15 protein-coding genes are annotated in these 17,858 nt (G+C 61.6%); 7 read left to right on the top strand and 8 right to left on the bottom strand.

Annotated features, from left to right (window positions below; translation table 11 throughout):
• Window positions 1-12: 12 nt before the first annotated feature.
• From U1A24_RS07085 to U1A24_RS07065, 5 genes are all read left to right on the top strand, one after another.
• Window positions 13-384 carry a hypothetical protein gene (locus tag U1A24_RS07085; RefSeq protein WP_322321266.1) on the top strand — a complete coding sequence of 124 codons (372 nt, stop codon included), beginning with the start codon at window positions 13-15 and terminating at the stop codon, window positions 382-384.
• A 57-nt stretch (window positions 385-441) separates the two neighbouring features.
• Window positions 442-1,830 (top strand): PepSY domain-containing protein, encoded by a 1,389-nt coding sequence (locus U1A24_RS07080; protein ID WP_322321265.1) that lies wholly within the window; start codon window positions 442-444, stop codon window positions 1,828-1,830.
• A 90-nt stretch (window positions 1,831-1,920) separates the two neighbouring features.
• Window positions 1,921-2,847 (top strand): 3-keto-5-aminohexanoate cleavage protein, encoded by a 927-nt coding sequence (locus U1A24_RS07075; RefSeq protein WP_322321264.1) that lies wholly within the window; start codon window positions 1,921-1,923, stop codon window positions 2,845-2,847.
• Window positions 2,844-3,314 (top strand): GNAT family N-acetyltransferase, encoded by a 471-nt coding sequence (locus U1A24_RS07070; RefSeq protein WP_322321263.1) that lies wholly within the window; start codon window positions 2,844-2,846, stop codon window positions 3,312-3,314. The genes U1A24_RS07075 and U1A24_RS07070 overlap by 4 nt, the downstream gene beginning before the upstream one ends.
• A complete protein-coding gene (locus tag U1A24_RS07065; RefSeq protein ID WP_322321262.1) occupies window positions 3,311-4,324 on the top strand; it encodes a histone deacetylase family protein in 1,014 nt (337 codons plus the stop codon). The genes U1A24_RS07070 and U1A24_RS07065 overlap by 4 nt, the downstream gene beginning before the upstream one ends.
• Before the next feature lie 83 nt (window positions 4,325-4,407).
• On the opposite strand, the gene U1A24_RS07060 is transcribed toward U1A24_RS07065, so the two are convergent.
• From U1A24_RS07060 to U1A24_RS07045, 4 genes are all read right to left on the bottom strand, one after another.
• The gene (locus tag U1A24_RS07060) at window positions 4,408-5,001 is read right to left on the bottom strand and encodes a histidine phosphatase family protein (protein WP_322321261.1); all 594 of its coding nucleotides are present in this window, start codon (window positions 4,999-5,001) and stop codon (window positions 4,408-4,410) included.
• Window positions 4,998-6,578: a N,N-dimethylformamidase beta subunit family domain-containing protein gene (locus U1A24_RS07055; protein WP_322321260.1), complete on the bottom strand. Its 1,581-nt coding sequence runs from the start codon at window positions 6,576-6,578 to the stop codon at window positions 4,998-5,000. Before U1A24_RS07055 ends, U1A24_RS07060 begins: the two co-directional genes overlap by 4 nt.
• Entirely contained in the window at window positions 6,572-7,546 is a 975-nt protein-coding gene (locus tag U1A24_RS07050) for a type I glyceraldehyde-3-phosphate dehydrogenase (RefSeq protein WP_322321259.1), read from the bottom strand. Before U1A24_RS07050 ends, U1A24_RS07055 begins: the two co-directional genes overlap by 7 nt.
• Before the next feature lie 145 nt (window positions 7,547-7,691).
• Window positions 7,692-8,507, bottom strand: coding sequence for an IclR family transcriptional regulator (locus U1A24_RS07045; RefSeq protein ID WP_322321258.1), 816 nt, complete (start codon window positions 8,505-8,507; stop codon window positions 7,692-7,694).
• Between the two features lie 167 nt (window positions 8,508-8,674).
• On the opposite strand from U1A24_RS07045, the gene U1A24_RS07040 reads away from it, so the two are divergent.
• Window positions 8,675-9,826 carry a DSD1 family PLP-dependent enzyme gene (locus U1A24_RS07040; RefSeq protein WP_322321257.1) on the top strand — a complete coding sequence of 384 codons (1,152 nt, stop codon included), beginning with the start codon at window positions 8,675-8,677 and terminating at the stop codon, window positions 9,824-9,826.
• A gap of 214 nt (window positions 9,827-10,040) precedes the next feature.
• On the opposite strand, the gene U1A24_RS07035 is transcribed toward U1A24_RS07040, so the two are convergent.
• The 4 genes from U1A24_RS07035 to U1A24_RS07020 all read right to left on the bottom strand — a co-directional run bounded on the left by U1A24_RS07035 (window position 10,041) and on the right by U1A24_RS07020 (window position 15,242).
• Window positions 10,041-10,280, bottom strand: coding sequence for a hypothetical protein (locus U1A24_RS07035; RefSeq protein WP_322321256.1), 240 nt, complete (start codon window positions 10,278-10,280; stop codon window positions 10,041-10,043).
• Window positions 10,281-10,360: 80 nt separating this feature from the next.
• Window positions 10,361-10,939, bottom strand: coding sequence for a YjbF family lipoprotein (locus U1A24_RS07030; RefSeq protein ID WP_322321255.1), 579 nt, complete (start codon window positions 10,937-10,939; stop codon window positions 10,361-10,363).
• Window positions 10,936-13,041, bottom strand: a complete 2,106-nt coding sequence (locus U1A24_RS07025) for a YjbH domain-containing protein (RefSeq protein ID WP_322321254.1) — start codon at window positions 13,039-13,041, stop codon at window positions 10,936-10,938. Before U1A24_RS07025 ends, U1A24_RS07030 begins: the two co-directional genes overlap by 4 nt.
• Before the next feature lie 218 nt (window positions 13,042-13,259).
• Window positions 13,260-15,242, bottom strand: coding sequence for a nucleoside-diphosphate sugar epimerase/dehydratase (locus U1A24_RS07020; protein ID WP_322321253.1), 1,983 nt, complete (start codon window positions 15,240-15,242; stop codon window positions 13,260-13,262).
• A 308-nt stretch (window positions 15,243-15,550) separates the two neighbouring features.
• Here U1A24_RS07020 and U1A24_RS07015 point away from each other — a divergent pair, with 308 nt between their 5' ends.
• A complete protein-coding gene (locus tag U1A24_RS07015) occupies window positions 15,551-17,839 on the top strand; it encodes a glycosyl hydrolase family 28-related protein (protein ID WP_322321252.1) in 2,289 nt (762 codons plus the stop codon).
• The last annotated feature ends 19 nt before the right edge of the window (window positions 17,840-17,858 follow it).

Raw genomic sequence — 17,858 nt, 5'->3', positions numbered from 1 at the left:
TAGCCACAGCGCATGATCCGCTTTGCCCGCCCATTTGCGCAAACTCTGATGGTGCTGCTTTTGGCAGTGGCCCTGAGTGTTTTGGGCTTTGGCCACCGGATCGCGTTGCACGTTCCGGTCGATCTCAGCGCCTATGCGATGCCGGACGGCACTCTGCCAGAGTTGTGTCATGATGGTGGTGGGCCGGAACATGGTGCGAAGGATCAACCACCCTGCCCCGCCTGTCGGATCATCGCGGCGGTGGAACTTCCTGCGGTTATCACCCTACCCCCGGTGCAACTGGTGCCCGTCACCGTAGTCTGGCCGGATGTGGCCTTGGCGGATGCCAGCAGCCACCTGCCGCGCGCGCCACCTGCGCGGGGACCGCCCGTCACCCAGATCTAAGCGCAACCTGCGGGCCTGAGCGCCCGTTTCCTTGGCTTTTTTCTGGGATGACCCCTTATGTCTGACACTTCGACTGCGCCTTCGGGCGTCAATAAACTCTACTTCGCGGTCTGGCGCTGGCACTTTTACGCCGGGCTTTATGTGATCCCCTTCCTGATCATGCTGGCGATCACCGGGATTGTGATGGTCTGGTTCACCGCAATCGCCCCGGAATATGGCGAGCGGTTGGTGGTTGCGCCGCAGGCCCAAACCCTCAGCGTCACCGATCAGGCCAGCGCCGCGCTGGCTGCGCATCCCAAGGGTAAGATCGGGCAATATATTGCGCCACATGATGCGATGACTCCGGCGATTTACCGGGTGGATTTGGGGGATAGCCAGCGGATGATCGCGGTGGACCCCTACACAGGTGCCGTGCTGCGCGACACTGAGAATGGCACGACGTGGTATAGTTTGGCCAATGACATCCACGGCACGCTGCTGATCGGCGATCTGGGCGATCGGTTGGTGGAGATTGCGGCCTCGCTGGGGCTTTTGTTGGTGATCACCGGGCTGTATCTGGTCTGGCCGCGCAATGGTGCGGGGCTGCGCAGCCTGCTGGTGCCGGATTTGCGCGCCAAGGGGCGGGCTTGGTGGAAGTCTTTGCATGGCGTGCTGGGGTTCTGGATTTCTCTGGGGTTGGTGTTTTTCCTGATCTCGGGCCTCGCTTGGGCGGGGATCTGGGGCGGCAAATATGTGCAGGCCTGGTCGACGTTTCCGGCGGCAAAATGGGACAATGTGCCGTTGTCGGACGCCAAGCACAAAGACATGGACATGACCGCCGATGATACCGTGCCCTGGGCGCTGGAGCAGACGCCGATGCCGATGTCAGGCTCGGATGCGGGCGTTGACGGCTTGCCGATGGGCATGCCCGTCAGTTTGGAAAACATCGTCGCCTTGGGCCGTTCGATTGGCTTTCAGGGCCGTTTTCAGGTGGCTCTGCCCGGCGATGACGGTGGGGTTTGGACGCTGAGCCAAGACAGCATGAGCTATGATGGCCCTGACCCTACCGCCGACCGCACCGTGCATATTGATCAGTATACCGGCAAGATTTTGGCGCAGGTGGGCTTTGCTGATTATTCTCTGGCGGGCAAATCGATGGCCGTTGGCATCGCGCTGCACGAGGGGCAGATGGGGCTGTGGAATGTGGTGTTGAACATCGCGTTTTGCGGGGTCGTGGTGTTTGTCTGTGTCAGCGGCGTGGTGATGTGGTGGAAACGACGTCCTGCGGGCGCATTGCGGCTGGCGGCTCCGCCGATGCCTGCGGGCGTCCCGTTGCGCGGCGTGGCTTTGATTGCGTTGGTGTTGGGGGTGGCGTTTCCGATGCTGGGGCTGACGCTGGCGGCGGTGCTGCTGGTGGATTTTCTGGTGTTGCAGAACGTGCCGAAGATGAAGCGGGCGTTCAGCTAACAAGATCGGTCGCGGTGGGGGTTTCCTGCCGCGACCCTGCTCTGGCAAAGGCTTTGGCTTCGTGGCAGGGTGCGCTTGCGGGGGGCTTATATGTCAAAAATCATCATTTCCTGTGCGATCACCGGTTCGATCCACACGCCGTCAATGTCGGAATATTTGCCTGTGACGGGCGCGCAGATTGCGGCTGCCGCGATTGAGGCATCCGAGGCGGGGGCAGCGATTTTGCATCTGCACGCGCGGGTGCCGGAAACTGGGCACCCCTCCAGCGATCCGGCGCATTGGGCGGGGTTTCTGGGGGCGATCAAGGCAGGGTGTGACGGCGTGGTGAATATGACCACAGGGGGCTCGGCGATCATGAGCCTTGCGCAACGACTGGCCGCCCCGATACAGTTTCGCCCCGAGATGTGCAGCCTGAACATGGGGTCGATGAATTTCGCGCTGTATCCGATGGCGGCGAAGATCAGCGATTGGAAATACGATTGGGAAAAGCCGTTTCTGGAAGGCTCGGACGATCTGGTGTTCAAGAACACCCCCCGCGATATTGCCTTTGTTTTGAACGAGATGGGCAGCCTGCGCGGCGCGCGGTTCGAGTTTGAATGCTATGATGTCAGTCATCTTTATATGCTGAAGCATTTTGTGGATCGGGGGGCGGTCAAGGCCCCGTTGTTCATTCAATTCGTGTTTGGCGTGCTGGGGGGGATGGCTGCGGACCCCGATATGCTGATGCTGATGAAGCGCACGGCGGATCGGTTGTTCGGCGACAGTTATCAGTTTTCGGTGCTGGCGGCGGGGCGCAATCAGATCCCGATGGCGACGATGTCGGCGGCGATGGGCGGGCATGTGCGGGTGGGATTGGAGGATAATCTTTACCTGTCGAAAGGCGTGCTGGCGCGGTCTAACGCCGAGCAGGTGCGGCAGATCCGCGGCATTGTCGAAGGACTGGGGCGGGTTGTGGCAAGCCCTGATGAGGCGCGGACGATGTTGGGCTTGAAGGGTGTGGGCGAGGTGGCGTTTTGATCGAGTATCGCCTGGCCGTGGTGGAAGATGCAGCGCTGATCCACGCCATGCTGTCCGAGATGGCGGATGCCGAGGGTGGTGTGATTGGCGGTGGAGTGGAGGCGCTGGTGCGGCATGGCTTTGGAGCCGAGCCGCGGTTTCGCGTGGTGCTGGTGGAGGAACGCGGAATAGCCTTGGGATTCTGTCTGTTCCTGCCAGAATACTCCAGCTGGCGCGGAGCTATGGGGCTGTTTGTGCAGGATATTTACCTCAACCATGCCGCGCGCGGCAAGGGGTTGGGGCGGGGCTTGCTGGCGGCTGCTCTGGCGCATGCGCAGGATTGGCAACCAGCGTTCATGGCACTGATGGTCAAGCGCAGCAATATCTTGGCGATTGGATTTTACGGAACCCTGGGCTTTGCTTTGCGCGACGCCTCGGACCCATACATTCTTGAGGGAGAGGGCCTGAACGCCCTGATGCAGCCATGATTACGGTGTTTGACAACGCGCAGCGGGCGCATGATCCGCAGTTTTTTCTGTCCTCCGGGGCGCGCAAGCCCTGCCCCGAGCAACCCGCGCGGGTGGATGCCTTGTTGGCGGCAGTGCGGCGGATGGGGGGTGCTGTGGTGCAGGCCCCGGACGCCGGACTTTCACCGATTTTGGCGGTGCATCCGCAGCGCTATGTGACGTTCTTGCAGAGGATATATGACCGCTGGCAGCGGATTGACGGTGCTTCGGCCGAAGTGATCCCGAACGTGCATCCGGCCAGTCGGTTGGATGGCTATCCCTTGTCGGCGGTGGGTCAGGCCGGGTTTCATATGACCGATACCTCCTGCCCGATTTCGGCGCAGACTTGGGACGCGGCTTATGCGAGCGCGCAGACGGCACACCATGCCGCCGATCTGGTGTTGGGGGGCGAGAGGGCGGTCTATGCTTTGTGCCGCCCGCCGGGGCATCATGCGTTTGCTGAACTCGCGGGCGGGTTTTGCTATCTGAACAACTCGGGGATTGCGGCGCAACGGCTGACCGATGCCGGGCGGCGGGTGGCGATTTTGGACGTGGATCTGCACCACGGCAACGGCACGCAGGGCATGTTCTATGCGCGCGGCGATGTGCTGACCGTGTCCTTGCACGCGCATCCAGAGCGGTTTTATCCGTTCTTCTGGGGCTATGCCGAGGAGTTTGGCGCGGGCGAGGGGCTGGGGGCCAACCTGAACCTGCCCTTGGCGCGCGGCACGGGCGATACGGGGTTTCTGGCCGCCTTGGCAGAAGGCATTGAAAAGATTCAGGCTTGGCGCGCGGATACCGTTGTGCTGGCGCTGGGGTTGGATGCGTATGAGGGCGATCCGTTCGCCGGATTGACCGTGAGCACGCCGGGCTTTGCCGCGATTGGGCGGGCGGTGGCGGCGATGGGGCTGCCCTGCGTGATCGTGCAGGAAGGCGGGTATTTGTGCCCGGAGTTGGGGGATAATCTGGAGGCGGTTTTGCGGGCTTGGTAAAGCCGCGCTTGGGGCGACCTAGGAGCCTCTGGCTAACCGGAATGCTTGCATTCCGGTCTGGATACTTGAGCGCAGAGGATGACCTAAGCGGCGGTTCGGGCGGGGATTTCGGTGATGTTTTTGCCTTCGGTCAGCGCGAAGAACGCGTCTTGTGGGACGGGGAGCGTGTGGCTGTCGGCCTCGGACAGCCCCGCCCATTGCGCGCGGATCACCCGGCTGACGACGGCGTGGGCGACGATGATTTTCACCGGAGTGGGGTCGGATTGGATCGCGTTCAGAGCGGCGGCCAAGCGGGCGGCGAAGATCGTGTAGGTTTCGCCATCGGGGGAGTGGAACCACCATGCCTCGGGCGGCACAGACGCGCGCAGGCCGGGGTGGGCGGTGTCGATCTCAAGGTCGGTTTTGCCATCCCATGAGCCCATGCCGATTTCCATAAGGCGGGGGTCAAGGGTGATTGGCGCGTGACCCAGCTCGGCTGCGATCAGGCGGGCGGAGTGATGGGCGCGGCCTAAGGGGCTGGCGTAGATGCGAAATTCCGGCAGGTTGAGGGATGCGAGGCGGCGACCCATCGCGGTGGCCTGCGCTTGCCCCATCGCGGTGAGGTTGCTGTCGACCTGCCCTTGGCGGCGGCCAATGGCGTTGAATTCGGTCTGGCCGTGGCGGCAGAGGTAGATCATGCCCACTCTCCAAGCAGGATGTTGCGGGTGACCTGTTCAACCGGGCGCTCGCGGGCGATCAGACCTGCGACCCATTCACACGAGGCGGCGTTGAACACCGCGCCCCTGCCCCGGCGGTATTCGGCCATGCAGCCATTGCCGCGGGACGCGCGGGCGGTATTTTCCGGGGTGAGGCCGCCGTAAAGCCTAAGCGCCAAGTCTTCGGCGTCGCCTGTGCCGATGAAACGGTCGCGGTCGTGGGGTCCGGTGGAATGCGAGAGCGTGGTCGCGGGGGAGAGGCCGACGATGGTGAGATCGCCTTGCAGGCCAGTGTTTTCGGCGGCAAAGGGCAGGCCTTGGGTCATGGAGTAGTCGATGCCGTCGACCTCATAGCCGAAGATTTTTGAGGCCGCACCCAGCACGTCGCCATAGCCGAGACCCGTCCCCGCAAGCGCCCAATGCTCGGGGCGGTAGATCGCGAAACCACCAGAACCGTGCGCGGCGCAGCGGCTCCATCCGGCATAGACGCCTGCCGATCCGGTCAGGCCCATGGTGGCAGTGGCGGGGCGGTTGATCGCGGGATGATCCCAGTAGCTGGTCAAGCGGTTGGTGTCGGCAAAGGGATCGGCAGCCTCGGCGGTGGTTTTGAAGCAGGTTTGGGTGGTCAGATCATCCGACAGCCGGGTTTGCCAGAAGAAATTCCCGGCAAAGCGCGCAAGCTGGCCGCCTTGATCCAGCCAAGCCTCGAGATGGTCGCGCATCTCCCATGTCCAGTATTCGTCATGGCCCGCGATCAGCACACGGTCATAGCCGTTCAGCGCTGCGGGATCGCGGTGCAGGCCGTGTTGGGTGGTGTAGTCGAGCTGGATGTTTTGGGATTCGCACCACAGCGCGAACGGGCGCTCAAACGCGGCCCAGCCGGAGGAGGCGTATTTCTTCGAGATACCCTTGGCGCGGGCATAATCCATATGCGGGTAGCGCGGTTTGGTCAGAAGCGGCGAGGCGTGGGGGATGCGAGGGGCATCGCTTGGCCACGCGACGAAGCCTTTCGCCCAAGGCCGTTGGGTGCTGACATGCGGGGCGAAATCACCTTGGCTGGGTCCGGTGAGGCCTTGGTAGTGGTTCGAGCCGCCCCAGTCATTATAGGCGCACCATGTGCCTGTCGCCAATAGCATCAGGATCTTTACCTGTGGTTTCAGAGGCTTGAGGACGAACAGGCCTTGCGAGGAATGGCCGGGAATGCTGACGGTCAGGGTGTAGACGCCGCTTCGCCAATCCTCGGGGATGGTCAGGCGCAGGGCTTCGGGCCAACCGCATCCCGTCACCGAGGCATCAAACGGGGTGGCGGCGAAAGTGGTGGCAAGCGGGATTTGCAGCAGGATTTCGGGGGAAATGCCATCGCGAGCGATGGTCAGTTGCGCTTCGGGCGCGCTGGACATCGCGTGCAGCACAAGCGTTTCGCCGGGGCTGTAGGACAGCGCCGAGGCATAGATCCAGACCTGCGGGCGCGCGGGGTCAGGGCTTGCGACCTCATAGTAATGCCCCGTCACCGCATCACCGTCGTCGGTGGGCCCCGCGACGAAAAAGTCTTTCAGCATTGCGCCATCCGGGCCGCGATATCCAACATGCGGTTGGAAAATCCCCATTCATTGTCATACCAACCGAACACCCGCAGCATGCCGCCCTTGGTCACGCGGGTTTCCGGCAGAGCCATCACGATGCTTTCCGGGCGGGCGCGCAGATCGGTCGAGACCAGCGCCTTCACGGTTGAACCGATCACCCCGCCCGCCCCGGCCAAGGCCGCGTTGACCTCGGTCACCGTTGGCGCAGCTTCGGTCATCACCGCCAGATCAACGGCAGACACCGATGCCGTCGGCACCCGCACCGCCGAGCCTTCAATGCGGCCCGCAATTTGTGGGAGGACCTGATCCAGCAGGCGCTGCGCCGAAGTCGTCGTCGGCACCATCGACAAGGCGGCAGCGCGCGAGCGGGCGAAATCGGCGGCGGGGGCATCCACCGTGGGCTGACTGCCGGTATAGCAGTGAATCGTCGTCATCGAGCCGGTCACCACACCCCAATGCTCATGGATCAACCGGGCCAAGGGGGCCAGTGCGTTGGTGGTGCAAGAGGCGTTCGAGACGATCTGCTGTGAGGTCAACTGATCGTCATTCGCGCCCAGAACCACGGTCAGATCAGCCGCCTTGGAGGGGCCAGAGATCAACACTTTACGCGCGCCGCCGCGCAACCCACGCGTGGCCATTTCGCGGGCATCGGCGCGGCCTGTGCATTCCAGCACAACATCGACACCCTTCAGCGCAAGGCTGGAAATATCCGGCGTGCGGTAGAGCGGGATCGACAACCCGTCGATGATCAAGACATTGCCCTCAAGGCTGACCTGCCCCGGCCAAGGCCCGAAAACCGAGTCGAACTCAAACAGATAGGCGCACATCTCAGCCGCAGCGATGTCGTTGATACCGACAATCTTCGCCCCCGGCGCAGCCCCTTTCAGCGCCGCGCGCAAGACCGATCGACCAATCCGACCAAAGCCATTGATGAACAGGTTCATGGGCGTGCCCTTTCTGACGATTGCGCCAGTCAGACCACGGGTTTGGATTGCGATCAATGGGGCCTATAAGGTTTTGATCAAATAATTGGCGCAGGAGTGGGGGTGGCGAAGCGCTCCGCGCGGGAGTATTTCAAAAAGCGCAAATTCAAGGAAGCTGACCGCCGGTCGCCTCGGTGATCTGGTCAGCGGCAGCGCGCACAAGGCTGCCAAAACGCGTGGCATCAGACAGGCCCATGCGGAAGGCGGGGCCCGCGATACCAAGGGCGGCGACGGGTTCGGCGAAGGCGTTGAAGATGGGCGCCGCCACGCCGCGCATGCCTTCAGCGCGTTCCTGATCGTCAATGGCAAAGCCACGCTCGCGGGTCCGGGCCAGATCGCGGCTTAGGCTTTCGGGGCTGGAGAGTGAGAGCGTGGTGGCGCGGGCAAGGCCCTTGCGGCTGAGGATTTCGGCAGTCTTTTCTTCGGGATACCACGCCAGCAATGCCTTGCCGGGGGCGCAGAGATGCATCAGACCGCTGCTGCCGGGGGGAAAGAACGCGCGCAGATCAGCGGTGGCTTCAACTTGGGACAGGAACAGAACTTCGCCGGACGCGTCAATGCCAAGGCTGACGGTTTCACCGGTGGCGTCGCGCAGAGCCTCCATCGGGGCGCGGGCGCGCTCGGTGATTTTGGTGCGCTTCAGGAAGGCCGATCCGGCCCGGAAGGTGCCGGGACCGATGTGCCAAACCTGGCCGGGATCTTCGAGTTCAACCATGCCATGACCTTGCAGGGTCACCAAGGCGCGGAACACCGTCGCGACCGGCAGCGCGCTTTGCTCGGCCAGTTCTGAAAGGGTCAGACCCGCGCTGTCTGCCAGCATTTTAAGCAAGCCAATCGCCCGATCAAGCGCCTGCACGGTGTTTTGCTCGGTCTTGTCGGTGGTGGATTTTGGACGGCCGCGCAGGCGGGCTGGATTGGGCACGGGTCGGCTCCTTTATTCTGCATCGCAGCGGCGCTGGCGGAAACATTATGCAAGCGCAGCATAACATGGATTGTCGGGTTGAAAAAAACTTTCGGTGCCCCTGCGACAGATGGCGCAGTTTTTGGTTTTCGGTCACTCTGCGCACAGGTGCAGCAAGGAGACAGCGCATGGATTTCAGCGGCTTGGAGGTGGGTTATGACATTCCGGCCCTGCCGGGGATGGCAGAGGCCGCGGTGCAGACGCCGTGTCTGTTGCTGGATCTGGACGCGTTGGAGCGCAACATCGTCAGGATGGGGAACGCCGCGCGGGCTTTGGGGGTGCGGCACCGGGTGCATGGCAAGATGCATAAATCGGTGGATGTGGCGCTGTTGCAGGCGCGGTTGGGCGGGTCTTGCGGGGTGTGCTGCCAGAAGGTTTCAGAAGCGGAAGCCTTTGTGCGCGGGGGGATCATGGATGTGTTGGTGTCCAATCAGGTGACGGATCTGGCCAAGATCGACCGTTTGGCGCGGCTGGGCTTGCGGGGCGCGCGGGTGATTGTCTGCGTTGACGATCTGAGCAACGTGGCGGATCTGGCGGCGGCTGCGCGGCGGCATGGGGTGGTGGTGGAATGTCTGGTGGAGATGGATGTGGGGGCCGGGCGCTGTGGGGCGCGCGGCGATGCGACCGTCGTGCGGCTGGCGCAGGCGATTGATGCGGCGGAAGGGCTGCGGTTTTCCGGGGTGCAGGCGTATCAGGGAGCGATGCAGCATCTGACGTTGTTTGCGGATCGGAAAGCGGCGATTGAGGTCGCGCTGACTGAGGTCCGCACTGCGGTGGCTGCGCTGCGGGAAGTGGGGCTGGACTGCGATATCATCGGCGGCGCGGGGACCGGGAGTTGGCCGTTGGAGGGCGGTTCGGAGGTCTATAACGAACTTCAATGCGGGTCTTATGCGTTCATGGACGCGGATTATGGCCGGGTTTTGGATCAGGACGGGCGGCGGTTTGATCAGGGGGTGTGGGAGAACGCGCTGTTTGTGCTGACCTCGGTGATGAGTCATGTGCGGTCGGATTGGGCGGTTTGTGATGCCGGGTTGAAGGCGGTAGCGGTGGATTCGGGGCTGCCGGTGGTGTTTGGGCATGAGGGGGTGGAGTATCTGAAATGCTCGGACGAGCATGGTGAGATCAGCGATCCGGGCAGCGTTTTGAAGATCAATGACAAGCTGCGGCTGGTGCCGGGGCATTGCGATCCGACTTGTAATTTACATGATTGGTTCGTGGGAGTCCGGGGCGGCGTGGTCGAGGTGGTCTGGCCGATCTCGGCGCGGGGCAAGGGGTATTGAAGGTGTGTCCACGCGTGGACAAGGGCTGAGGGCTATATTTATCAATCGGTTGCCAAGTCGCGTTCAGGCTTTGTTAAGCTTTACCGCAGTTGCCCTGCAAAGCGCAGCGCGGTGCGTCCAAAGCCGACAGGATGCGATCCGAAAAGCAAAACGCCCAAGCAAAATGCTTGGGCGTTCCATATTCCATTAAACCAACTGGTCTGGGCAGTTAAACTTAGTTAGCAGCGCTAGCGTTGGTGTTGGTGTTCGAGTCGCTGTCGCCCGACGCCAGCAGTGCGCCAACGAGAACAACGCCACCGATGACGGCCCAGAGAGGGGTTGCCGAGGACGAGCTGCTTTCTTCGACGACGACCAGCGGCGGCTCCTCGATCGGGTCAGCCATGCCGCCAGCGAATGCTGCCGAAGAAGCCAAAACGAGCGAAGACGCAAGAACGAAGGAAGTGATGTTTTTCATATGAAATACTCCGGTTGGATGGATGTTCTGCCCCACCATATAGCGATGGAAGTTAAAAGAAAAGTCTGACGCAAGCACTATCAACCATCTTTCCGCTCAACCGCGGCATATCCGACACCCTGTGACACCCATTGGCGCGATTTGCTTACAGAACCAGCAGAATTGAACCAATATTCGTTGCGAATCCTGCCGATATCGGCAGTGCATTCCTCAACTACGCCATTTTCACCGGCGGCATCCCGCTCAACCTTACAGGTGAAAACGTGGCGAATCATCGTGTCCGTGCCGTCGAGATCATAGTAGCTGCGCTGATGCGCGGCACCGGAGCGCAGCGTGGCCGGGCTGGGCGCATCGGCTGACATCAGGTCACGGCCCAAGCCGCGCGTTCCGATCAGAATGCCGTTGCGCAAAAACACCTGCGCGCCGTCTTTCGAGGCGTAGATCGTCACCCCGTCACGCATCGCAACCTGTGTCATCGGAAACTTGATCCCGCGCGACACCAGCGACAGCCAGATTTGCGGCGCACCGGCAACCGGCTTGACCGCAGGTGAGCCGGTCGGCCCGACGAGGCTGCTCGCCGCTTTCGTCACGGCGGCAGAATTGCACGCAGTGAGCGCGAGGACAGCGGCAAGGGTAATCAGGCTACGATGCAAGGTCATCTCCAGAACCGCCCCCAGGCGGCGTCAAGGTCGGATTCCTGATACTTTCTGACCGTGCCATAGAGCCGACCTTCAACATCAAGCTTGGCACCGCCATCCCGCAGCAATGGCCGCAAGGTCACACTGCCAACCTTCTGGGTCGGACGCCCGGTAAAGAAGGCCATCGGCAGCGAGATACGGATGCCCTTGTCGAACGAGCCTTCGCCGAAAGTATCAAACGGCACATCGGTGAGGGTGGCGAAGGCGCCGACTTTGATGCCATTGGCAAATTCGCGGTCGAGTGCCAGCGTCGCGCCATAATCGCCCGCAAGGTAGCGGCCGACATCCAACTGCGCGTGATAGCCATCACCAAAGCTGTAGTAGCCAGAGACATGGCCGGTGACGATGCTGTAATCCCGGAAGCCGAACAACTGATCATAGTCACGTTGCTGGACATAGTTGATCTCGGCCCCCAACGCATAGGGCTTGTCGGGCTGCTGCCACAGCAACTCGCCCGAGATACCGCCATACATCCGCTCCAGATAGCCGACGGTGACGCGGCTAAAAAGCTCGGGGGCCGGCTTGGCATACCATGCGAGCGTCAGCCGCTCCACCGCGGGATCGCCTTCGAGGGTGTAGAGGTTGGCATCGCTGCGGACATGCGGCAGTTTGCTGTCAGACGGGAAGGTAGACCGCTCAATCCCCTTGTAAACCGGCTTGGCGATAGAGGTCGAAACCACCCAGCCGGGGGCGATATCATAGCGCGCCGTCAAGCGGATGCCGACATTGGCCTGCAACGGCTTGCCGGGATCAAACAGGCTGGTGGCAACATAGGGCGCAAGGCCCCATTTGAAGCGCGGATACAGCCCTTCGGTGCGGATCGCGCCGGCAGGCAGGGCAGAAGCGGCGGGCAGAACCTGCACGCGCTGATCCATCGTGATATCCTGACCGGGCGCGAACTCCAGCGCCTCAAGATCGGCGCGGCGGATGACGACGTTTGACAGCGGCACGCCCTGCGCCATCGCCACGATCTCAAAGCTGGAGACCGAAGCAGGCATGGTGGCGGCAAGCGCGCGGGCGGTGCGGCCTATGGCTTGCGGCGCATTGTCGAGCCGGGTGTTGCGAATGCGCAGATGCACGCGGTTGGCATTGATCGCCATGCTTTCGATGGTGATGCCGTCGCGCGCCAGAATGGCTTGGGTCTGGTCGCGCATCGCGGTTTGGGTGCCACGATCATTGACCCAGTTCGGCCCCCAGCTTTTTGCAGCAGCGCGGGCGGTGACGGGCAGCGGGCCGGGGCCAAGCGGGCCGCCGCGCGGATTTTTCTTCGGATCGAGTGCCAGTTGCACCGAAAAGCCGATCTTTGAGCCATAAAGCGAATAAAGCCCCAACCGCATATTGGCTTTGGTGGTGTATTCGACGCCAAAGTTAAACGGGCTGTTGCGTTCAAACGTAGCGCGGTTCTCTGCCTCTTCGACATAGGCGTCAGATGAATACTCGGCCTTCAGCGACCACTGGTCGTTCACTTTCCACTCAACCCCTGCGAAGGGGGCCATATCGCCGCGGAACCACTGGCCGGTGCGCAGCTTGCCACCCTCGCCGAAGTCGACTTCCGGGCGATCGCCGAACGGCGAGCCGATGCTGCCATAGCTGCCATAGCGACCCCAGCCCAGACCTGCGGTGACTTTCACCCGGTCGCCAAAGGTCTTGGTGGCGGCAATATATTCACCCGCCTGCACACCGGTGCCGATGATGTCTTGCAGACCGACGGTGATCGCCGGGACATAGCGGCCCTCTGAGGTCAGCTGATAGCGCAGATCAAAACTGCGGTCGGAATAGGTGGTGATGTCATCGCTGGGATCGACAAACCAGTCTTTCACCGAGGAATAGCGAAAGCTGCCGGACAGTTGCGGGGTGATCTGAAAGGTCAGTGTGGTGCGGCCAATCGGGCCGAATTGTGATTTCACCACCGACAGCGTGCCATCGCTTTGCTGCTCGCCCGAAGGCATGTCGATCAGCCCTGTCACGCCGGAAAACCCAAGACTGGGGCGCATCTCGGCTTGCACTGGCAAAGCGACCATGCCGCAGAGCCCGCACAACACCAGATATTTCGATCGCTTCATGCCTGCCAACCCTACACTGCGCACCCTGTTTCCCCGGCACCTTGCCTTATTCATAAGCGAAAACTTTCATCAATGCCACTGATGCGACAGCAAAATACAAGTCATGTGGTGTGGATGCCGATGCAGATCGGCGGGAATCCCCGCCTCGTTTGCATCGAAAATCCGCCCTGCTGCCGGCGGAAACTGACAGATCCAATGCGCTGCAGGGCGCAGTGCGATCAGCCATGCACCAAGATCAGGCGGCGCTGATCGGGCGCTGCTTTCTCTGCAGCGGCGTCAAAGTCGTCTTCTTCGGTCCAGAACTGGTCAAAGATTTCGCTGGTGGGCTGGTAGGCGGTTTGCTGTTCGATCATGATCTTGCGGATACGCTCGACATCATTGCGGTCGCAGGCCTGCGCCAGTTGCACAAGGGCGGCGGTCAATTCGTCCAGCGGCTGGCGGCGTTCGGTAGCGGACATGATGCGCGGGTGGCTGGTGGCTTTCGGGTCATTGCCGATCAGCAATTCCTCGTGCAGCTTTTCACCCGGACGCAGATGGGTGAACACGATGCCGATCTCGCCCATGCCGGGCTTTTCCACCCTGGGATCGGTAAAGATCACCGGCTTAAGCCCATGCAGCCGCGCCATTTTTGCGGCAAGCTCGGTGATCAGCACCGGATCACCCATATCCAGCACGAACACTTCGCCGCCCTGCGCCATAGCGCCTGCCTGGATCACCAGTTGGGCTGCCTCGGGGATGGTCATGAAGAAGCGGGTGATGTCGGGATGGGTAACAGTGATCGGGCCGCCAGCTTCGATCTGGCGGCGAAACAGCGGGATGACCGAGCCTGATGAGCCCAGCACATTGCCAAACCGCACCATCGAAATCGTGGTGCCGGTGTTGCGTGGCGCATCGGCAAGCGATTGGCAAATCAGTTCGGCCAAGCGCTTGGAGGCTCCCATGATGTTGGTCGGGCGCACCGATTTGTCAGATGAGATCAGGATGAAGGATTTCACGCCTGCCGCAATTGCCGCCTCGGCCAGGGTGGCGGTGCCGAACACGATGTTGCGCACGCCCTCGGCGATATTATGTTCGACCAGTGGCACATGCTTGTAGGCGGCGGCGTGATAAACCGTCTCCACCCCGAAATGCCGCAGCGTGCGATCCACCAGCCGCGCCGATTTGATGCAGCCCAGCACCGGCGAGATCGCCACATCCGAGCGCAGCACTTTCTGCATCGTCGCAAGTTCTTGCTCGATGGTGTAGAGCGCCAGTTCGGAGATTTCATACAGCACCAGCCGCGCAGGCTTCAGGCGCAGGATCTGGCGGCAAAGTTCGCTGCCAATCGAGCCGCCCGCCCCGGTGACCATCACCACCTTGCCGGTGATGTTGGCCCCCAACAACTCACGTTGCGGCGGCACCGGATCACGGCCCAGCAGGTCTTCGATGCTGATGTCATTGATCTGATCAATGCTGGCCTTGCCGGTCATGATATCATCCAGACCCGGCACGGTCTGGATCAGCAGTGGCTGGCACTCCAGCGATTTGAGAATTTCATTGCGCCGCGACTTGCTGGCCGAGGGGATCGCCAGCAGCACGACATTGACGCCATTGTTGCGGATCAGCCTCTCGATTTGCGATGGCGCATAGACCATCAACCCGCCGACATGGGTGCCCTGAGCTTGGCGTGAATCGTCGATGAAGGCGACCGGAACATAGTCGCTGCGCTGGTGCAGCACCTGCAAAAGCTGCCGCCCCGCCGCCCCTGCCCCATAGATCGCCACGCGTTCCTTGCGGCGGTTCTGCGCATAGTTCACCAGCTCACGGAAGCCAAAGCGGATACCACCGACGCTGAAAAAGGTCAGCAGCATGTAGATCAGCGGCACAGCAAGCGGCACGGGCAGATCGGCCAGCTGCACCACGATTGTCATTGTCACCGCAGAGATCATCGCGCCAAGCAGAATGGTGATCAGCGCGCGTCCAGCAATATAGCGCAATACGGCGCGGTAAAACCCCAGCCGCACAAAGCTGAAGATGGTCACCGGAAGCACCGGGATCAGCACCAACCAGACATGTGGATCGCCCACAAATGCCAAGCTGTCGAGTTTGAGCCACATCGCCAGAAAGAACATCAGTGGCAACAAAAGCAAATCAACCGTGACTTGTAGCACCCGCTTTTTTCCACGGTTCATCGACAGCAGCCGATATACATACGGGTTCATCTGGGGTTCCTTAGTCAAACAAAGGCGTAAGCTGCCGCAATCAGATGGGTAAAATCTACGATCTATCCCGCGTGAATATCACAGTTTCTGCACGAAATACAGCACCTCCCGCCAGTTGAACTGTAGCGAGGCTGTTTTTTTAGGCGGTGCATCGCCGATAGGCGTGGAATTACGCATCCCGGAATCAAGTGTCCCAGCGCGCGCTGCCGTTGGCCGGGATTAACGCTTTGCCTATAGCACTGCGACTTCATGCCCTGCGCGGGCCGCAGCGGGTTGGTGTTTTGGCAAAACGAGGCGAGGTTTAGGCGATGAACAAGGCAATTACCCAAGGGCTGGTGTTGATGCCGCCGCCGTTTTCGGCGGGGCTGGGGCTGTGGTCGCGTGAGGACGGGTTAAGCGGGCAAGGCTCTTATCTGGGGCAAGCGAATGCCGCCTATGTGCCAGCCGATCAGGATTTTTCCGGCTGTCTGGAGCTGCAAAAGACCACTGCGGTGCAAAAGCTGCGTTGCTTCCAGTCGATCCCCTGCCAGCCGGGGATGTATCTGCGGGTGACCGCACGGGTGAAGGCGATCAGCGGCGCGCTGCCCGTGGTGCGGATTGCGGGCTGGGCGGGGTCAGGATCAGGGACCAACGTGACAACGGCTGATCAGCAGGGGCCGAATGTGGCGCTGACGGGATATGGCAGCGTGGTCACGGTCAGCGCGATCATCGGCTCGGGCAATCGACCGGGGGTGGATATGGTCTGGGGCACAGCCCCGGCCTTTGGCCATTTCGGGATTGATCTGACCGGGCCGACCGGCGGTGTGGTGCGGATTGACGACATCACCATTGAGGATGTGACGGGTGTGTTTCACACCGAGATGTTCGACTGGGTGGATGTGCGGGATTATGGTGCGGTGGGCGATGGTGTCACCGATGACCGCGCGGCGTTTGATGCCGCCGATACGGCAGCGGCGGGCAAGACGGTGGTGGTGTCGCCCGGGGTCTATTTCATCGGATCGCATCTGACCTTTGAGAACCCGGTGCAGTTTGAGGGCACGATCGTGATGCCCGACAACCAGCGTCTGGCCTGCACCCGCAACTACAACCTAGATACCTATGCAGCGGCGTTTGGCAGCGAGCTTGCGGGCTTCAAGAAGGCGTTGCAGGTGTTGTTCTACTTCACCGACCATGTGACGCTGGATCTGAACGGCCGGCGGGTGGAGTTGACGGCACCGATCAACGTGGCAACCCTGTGCGGATTGAGCAGTTTCTCGACCCGGCGGGCGTTGGTGAACGGCAATCTGGTGGCCTTGCCGGGGGCCGCTTGGAACACGCAGACCGTCAGTGCGGTGGCGACCTATGCAGTTGGCAATCCGCTGGTGCTGACCGGGGTGGCGAATATCGCGGCGATTCCGGTCGGCGCGCGGGTCAGCGGCAGCGGGGTGGGGCGCGAGGTTTATGTCACCTCGAAAAACGTGGGGGCCAGCACGATCAGCCTGAGCCAGCCGTTGTGGGCGGCAGCGGGGACGCGGACCTTCACCTTTGAGCGCTATGCCTACCTGCTGGATTTCTCGGGCTTTACCGAGTTGACCCGGTTTCAGATCAAAGGCGTGGAGTTCAGTTGCGCCAGCATTGCATCGGGGATCAATCTGGCTACGGCGGGGGCGATTTTCGATGTGTCGGAGTGCATGTTCGGGCTGGTGAAAGACCGCGCCATCACCTCGACCGGCGAGGGGTGTCAGGATTTGCACGTCGACCGCTGCCAGTTTTTCTCGGCGGATCAGGGGCAGTTGGCGCAGAACCGCAACTCGATCGTGTTCAACGCCAATGCCAATGACATCAAGATCCGCAACAACCGCTCATCGCGGTTCGGGCATTTCGGCATCGTTGCGGGGTCGGGCGGGCTGTTTGTCGGCAACCATTTCTTTGGCGGTGATGACAGCCCGAATGGCCTCCGGCGTGCGGGGGTGGTGCTGACGCTGCCAAACTCGAAAACCTTCTTCACCGGCAATTACGTCGACAACAGCTTTATCGAGCTGTCGAACGAACATGATGCGACGCCGGAGTATAGCAACGAATACTCCTTCGGCGGGGTCAGCCTGACGGGCAATGTGTTTACCGCGCAAAACGTGGTGCCGTGGTTTTCTTGGATCGTGATCACGCCGCGCGGGCCGGGGCATTTCATCTCGGGCCTGTCGGTGACCGGCAACGTGTTCTATGCGCGGTCCGGCGATATTGACCGTGTGGAGTCTGTTGATACCAGCCATGGCACGCTGGCTTTCAATGCCTTCCGCAATGTCAACTTTGAGCAGAACACCTTCAACGGCGTGATCCAGCGCGCGATTAGCCCGATGGTGGTCGAGCATGTGCAGAACACCGTATCCGACACTTGGGCGGTGAACAGCAACAATCTGCTGCCGTTTGGCGGGCGGGCGCGCAATGTGGTGGCGGTGGTGGCAGAGGGCGCGATCACCAATGGCGCAGGGGCTGTGCAGTTCGTAGCGCCCTACACGCAGGTCGAGCAGGGCGCGGGCGGGCAGTTCGCCAATCTGAAATGGCCCAGCCCGGTGAAGGGCCGGGTGCAGGTGACGCTGCGGGTGGATAATCCGGTTTGATGTTGGGCCGGTTTGACGC

Source organism: Cypionkella sp. (assembly GCF_034376685.1).
In the GTDB taxonomy this organism is placed as follows: domain Bacteria; phylum Pseudomonadota; class Alphaproteobacteria; order Rhodobacterales; family Rhodobacteraceae; genus Cypionkella.
The sequence above is the reverse complement of the archived record's forward strand: the minus strand, read 5'-3'. Positions and strand labels throughout refer to the sequence as shown.

Coding starts and splice junctions, on each gene's coding strand:
- U1A24_RS07060 (WP_322321261.1), bottom strand. CDS start 5,001: ATGATCTACCTCTGCCGCCACGGCCAGACCGAATTCAACGCCATTGGC.
- U1A24_RS07030 (WP_322321255.1), bottom strand. CDS start 10,939: ATGACCTTGCATCGTAGCCTGATTACCCTTGCCGCTGTCCTCGCGCTC.
- U1A24_RS07055 (WP_322321260.1), bottom strand. CDS start 6,578: ATGCTGAAAGACTTTTTCGTCGCGGGGCCCACCGACGACGGTGATGCG.
- U1A24_RS07015 (WP_322321252.1), top strand. CDS start 15,551: ATGAACAAGGCAATTACCCAAGGGCTGGTGTTGATGCCGCCGCCGTTT.
- U1A24_RS07040 (WP_322321257.1), top strand. CDS start 8,675: ATGGATTTCAGCGGCTTGGAGGTGGGTTATGACATTCCGGCCCTGCCG.
- U1A24_RS07085 (WP_322321266.1), top strand. CDS start 13: ATGATCCGCTTTGCCCGCCCATTTGCGCAAACTCTGATGGTGCTGCTT.
- U1A24_RS07020 (WP_322321253.1), bottom strand. CDS start 15,242: ATGAACCCGTATGTATATCGGCTGCTGTCGATGAACCGTGGAAAAAAG.
- U1A24_RS07025 (WP_322321254.1), bottom strand. CDS start 13,041: ATGAAGCGATCGAAATATCTGGTGTTGTGCGGGCTCTGCGGCATGGTC.
- U1A24_RS07065 (WP_322321262.1), top strand. CDS start 3,311: ATGATTACGGTGTTTGACAACGCGCAGCGGGCGCATGATCCGCAGTTT.
- U1A24_RS07075 (WP_322321264.1), top strand. CDS start 1,921: ATGTCAAAAATCATCATTTCCTGTGCGATCACCGGTTCGATCCACACG.
- U1A24_RS07035 (WP_322321256.1), bottom strand. CDS start 10,280: ATGAAAAACATCACTTCCTTCGTTCTTGCGTCTTCGCTCGTTTTGGCT.
- U1A24_RS07050 (WP_322321259.1), bottom strand. CDS start 7,546: ATGAACCTGTTCATCAATGGCTTTGGTCGGATTGGTCGATCGGTCTTG.
- U1A24_RS07080 (WP_322321265.1), top strand. CDS start 442: ATGTCTGACACTTCGACTGCGCCTTCGGGCGTCAATAAACTCTACTTC.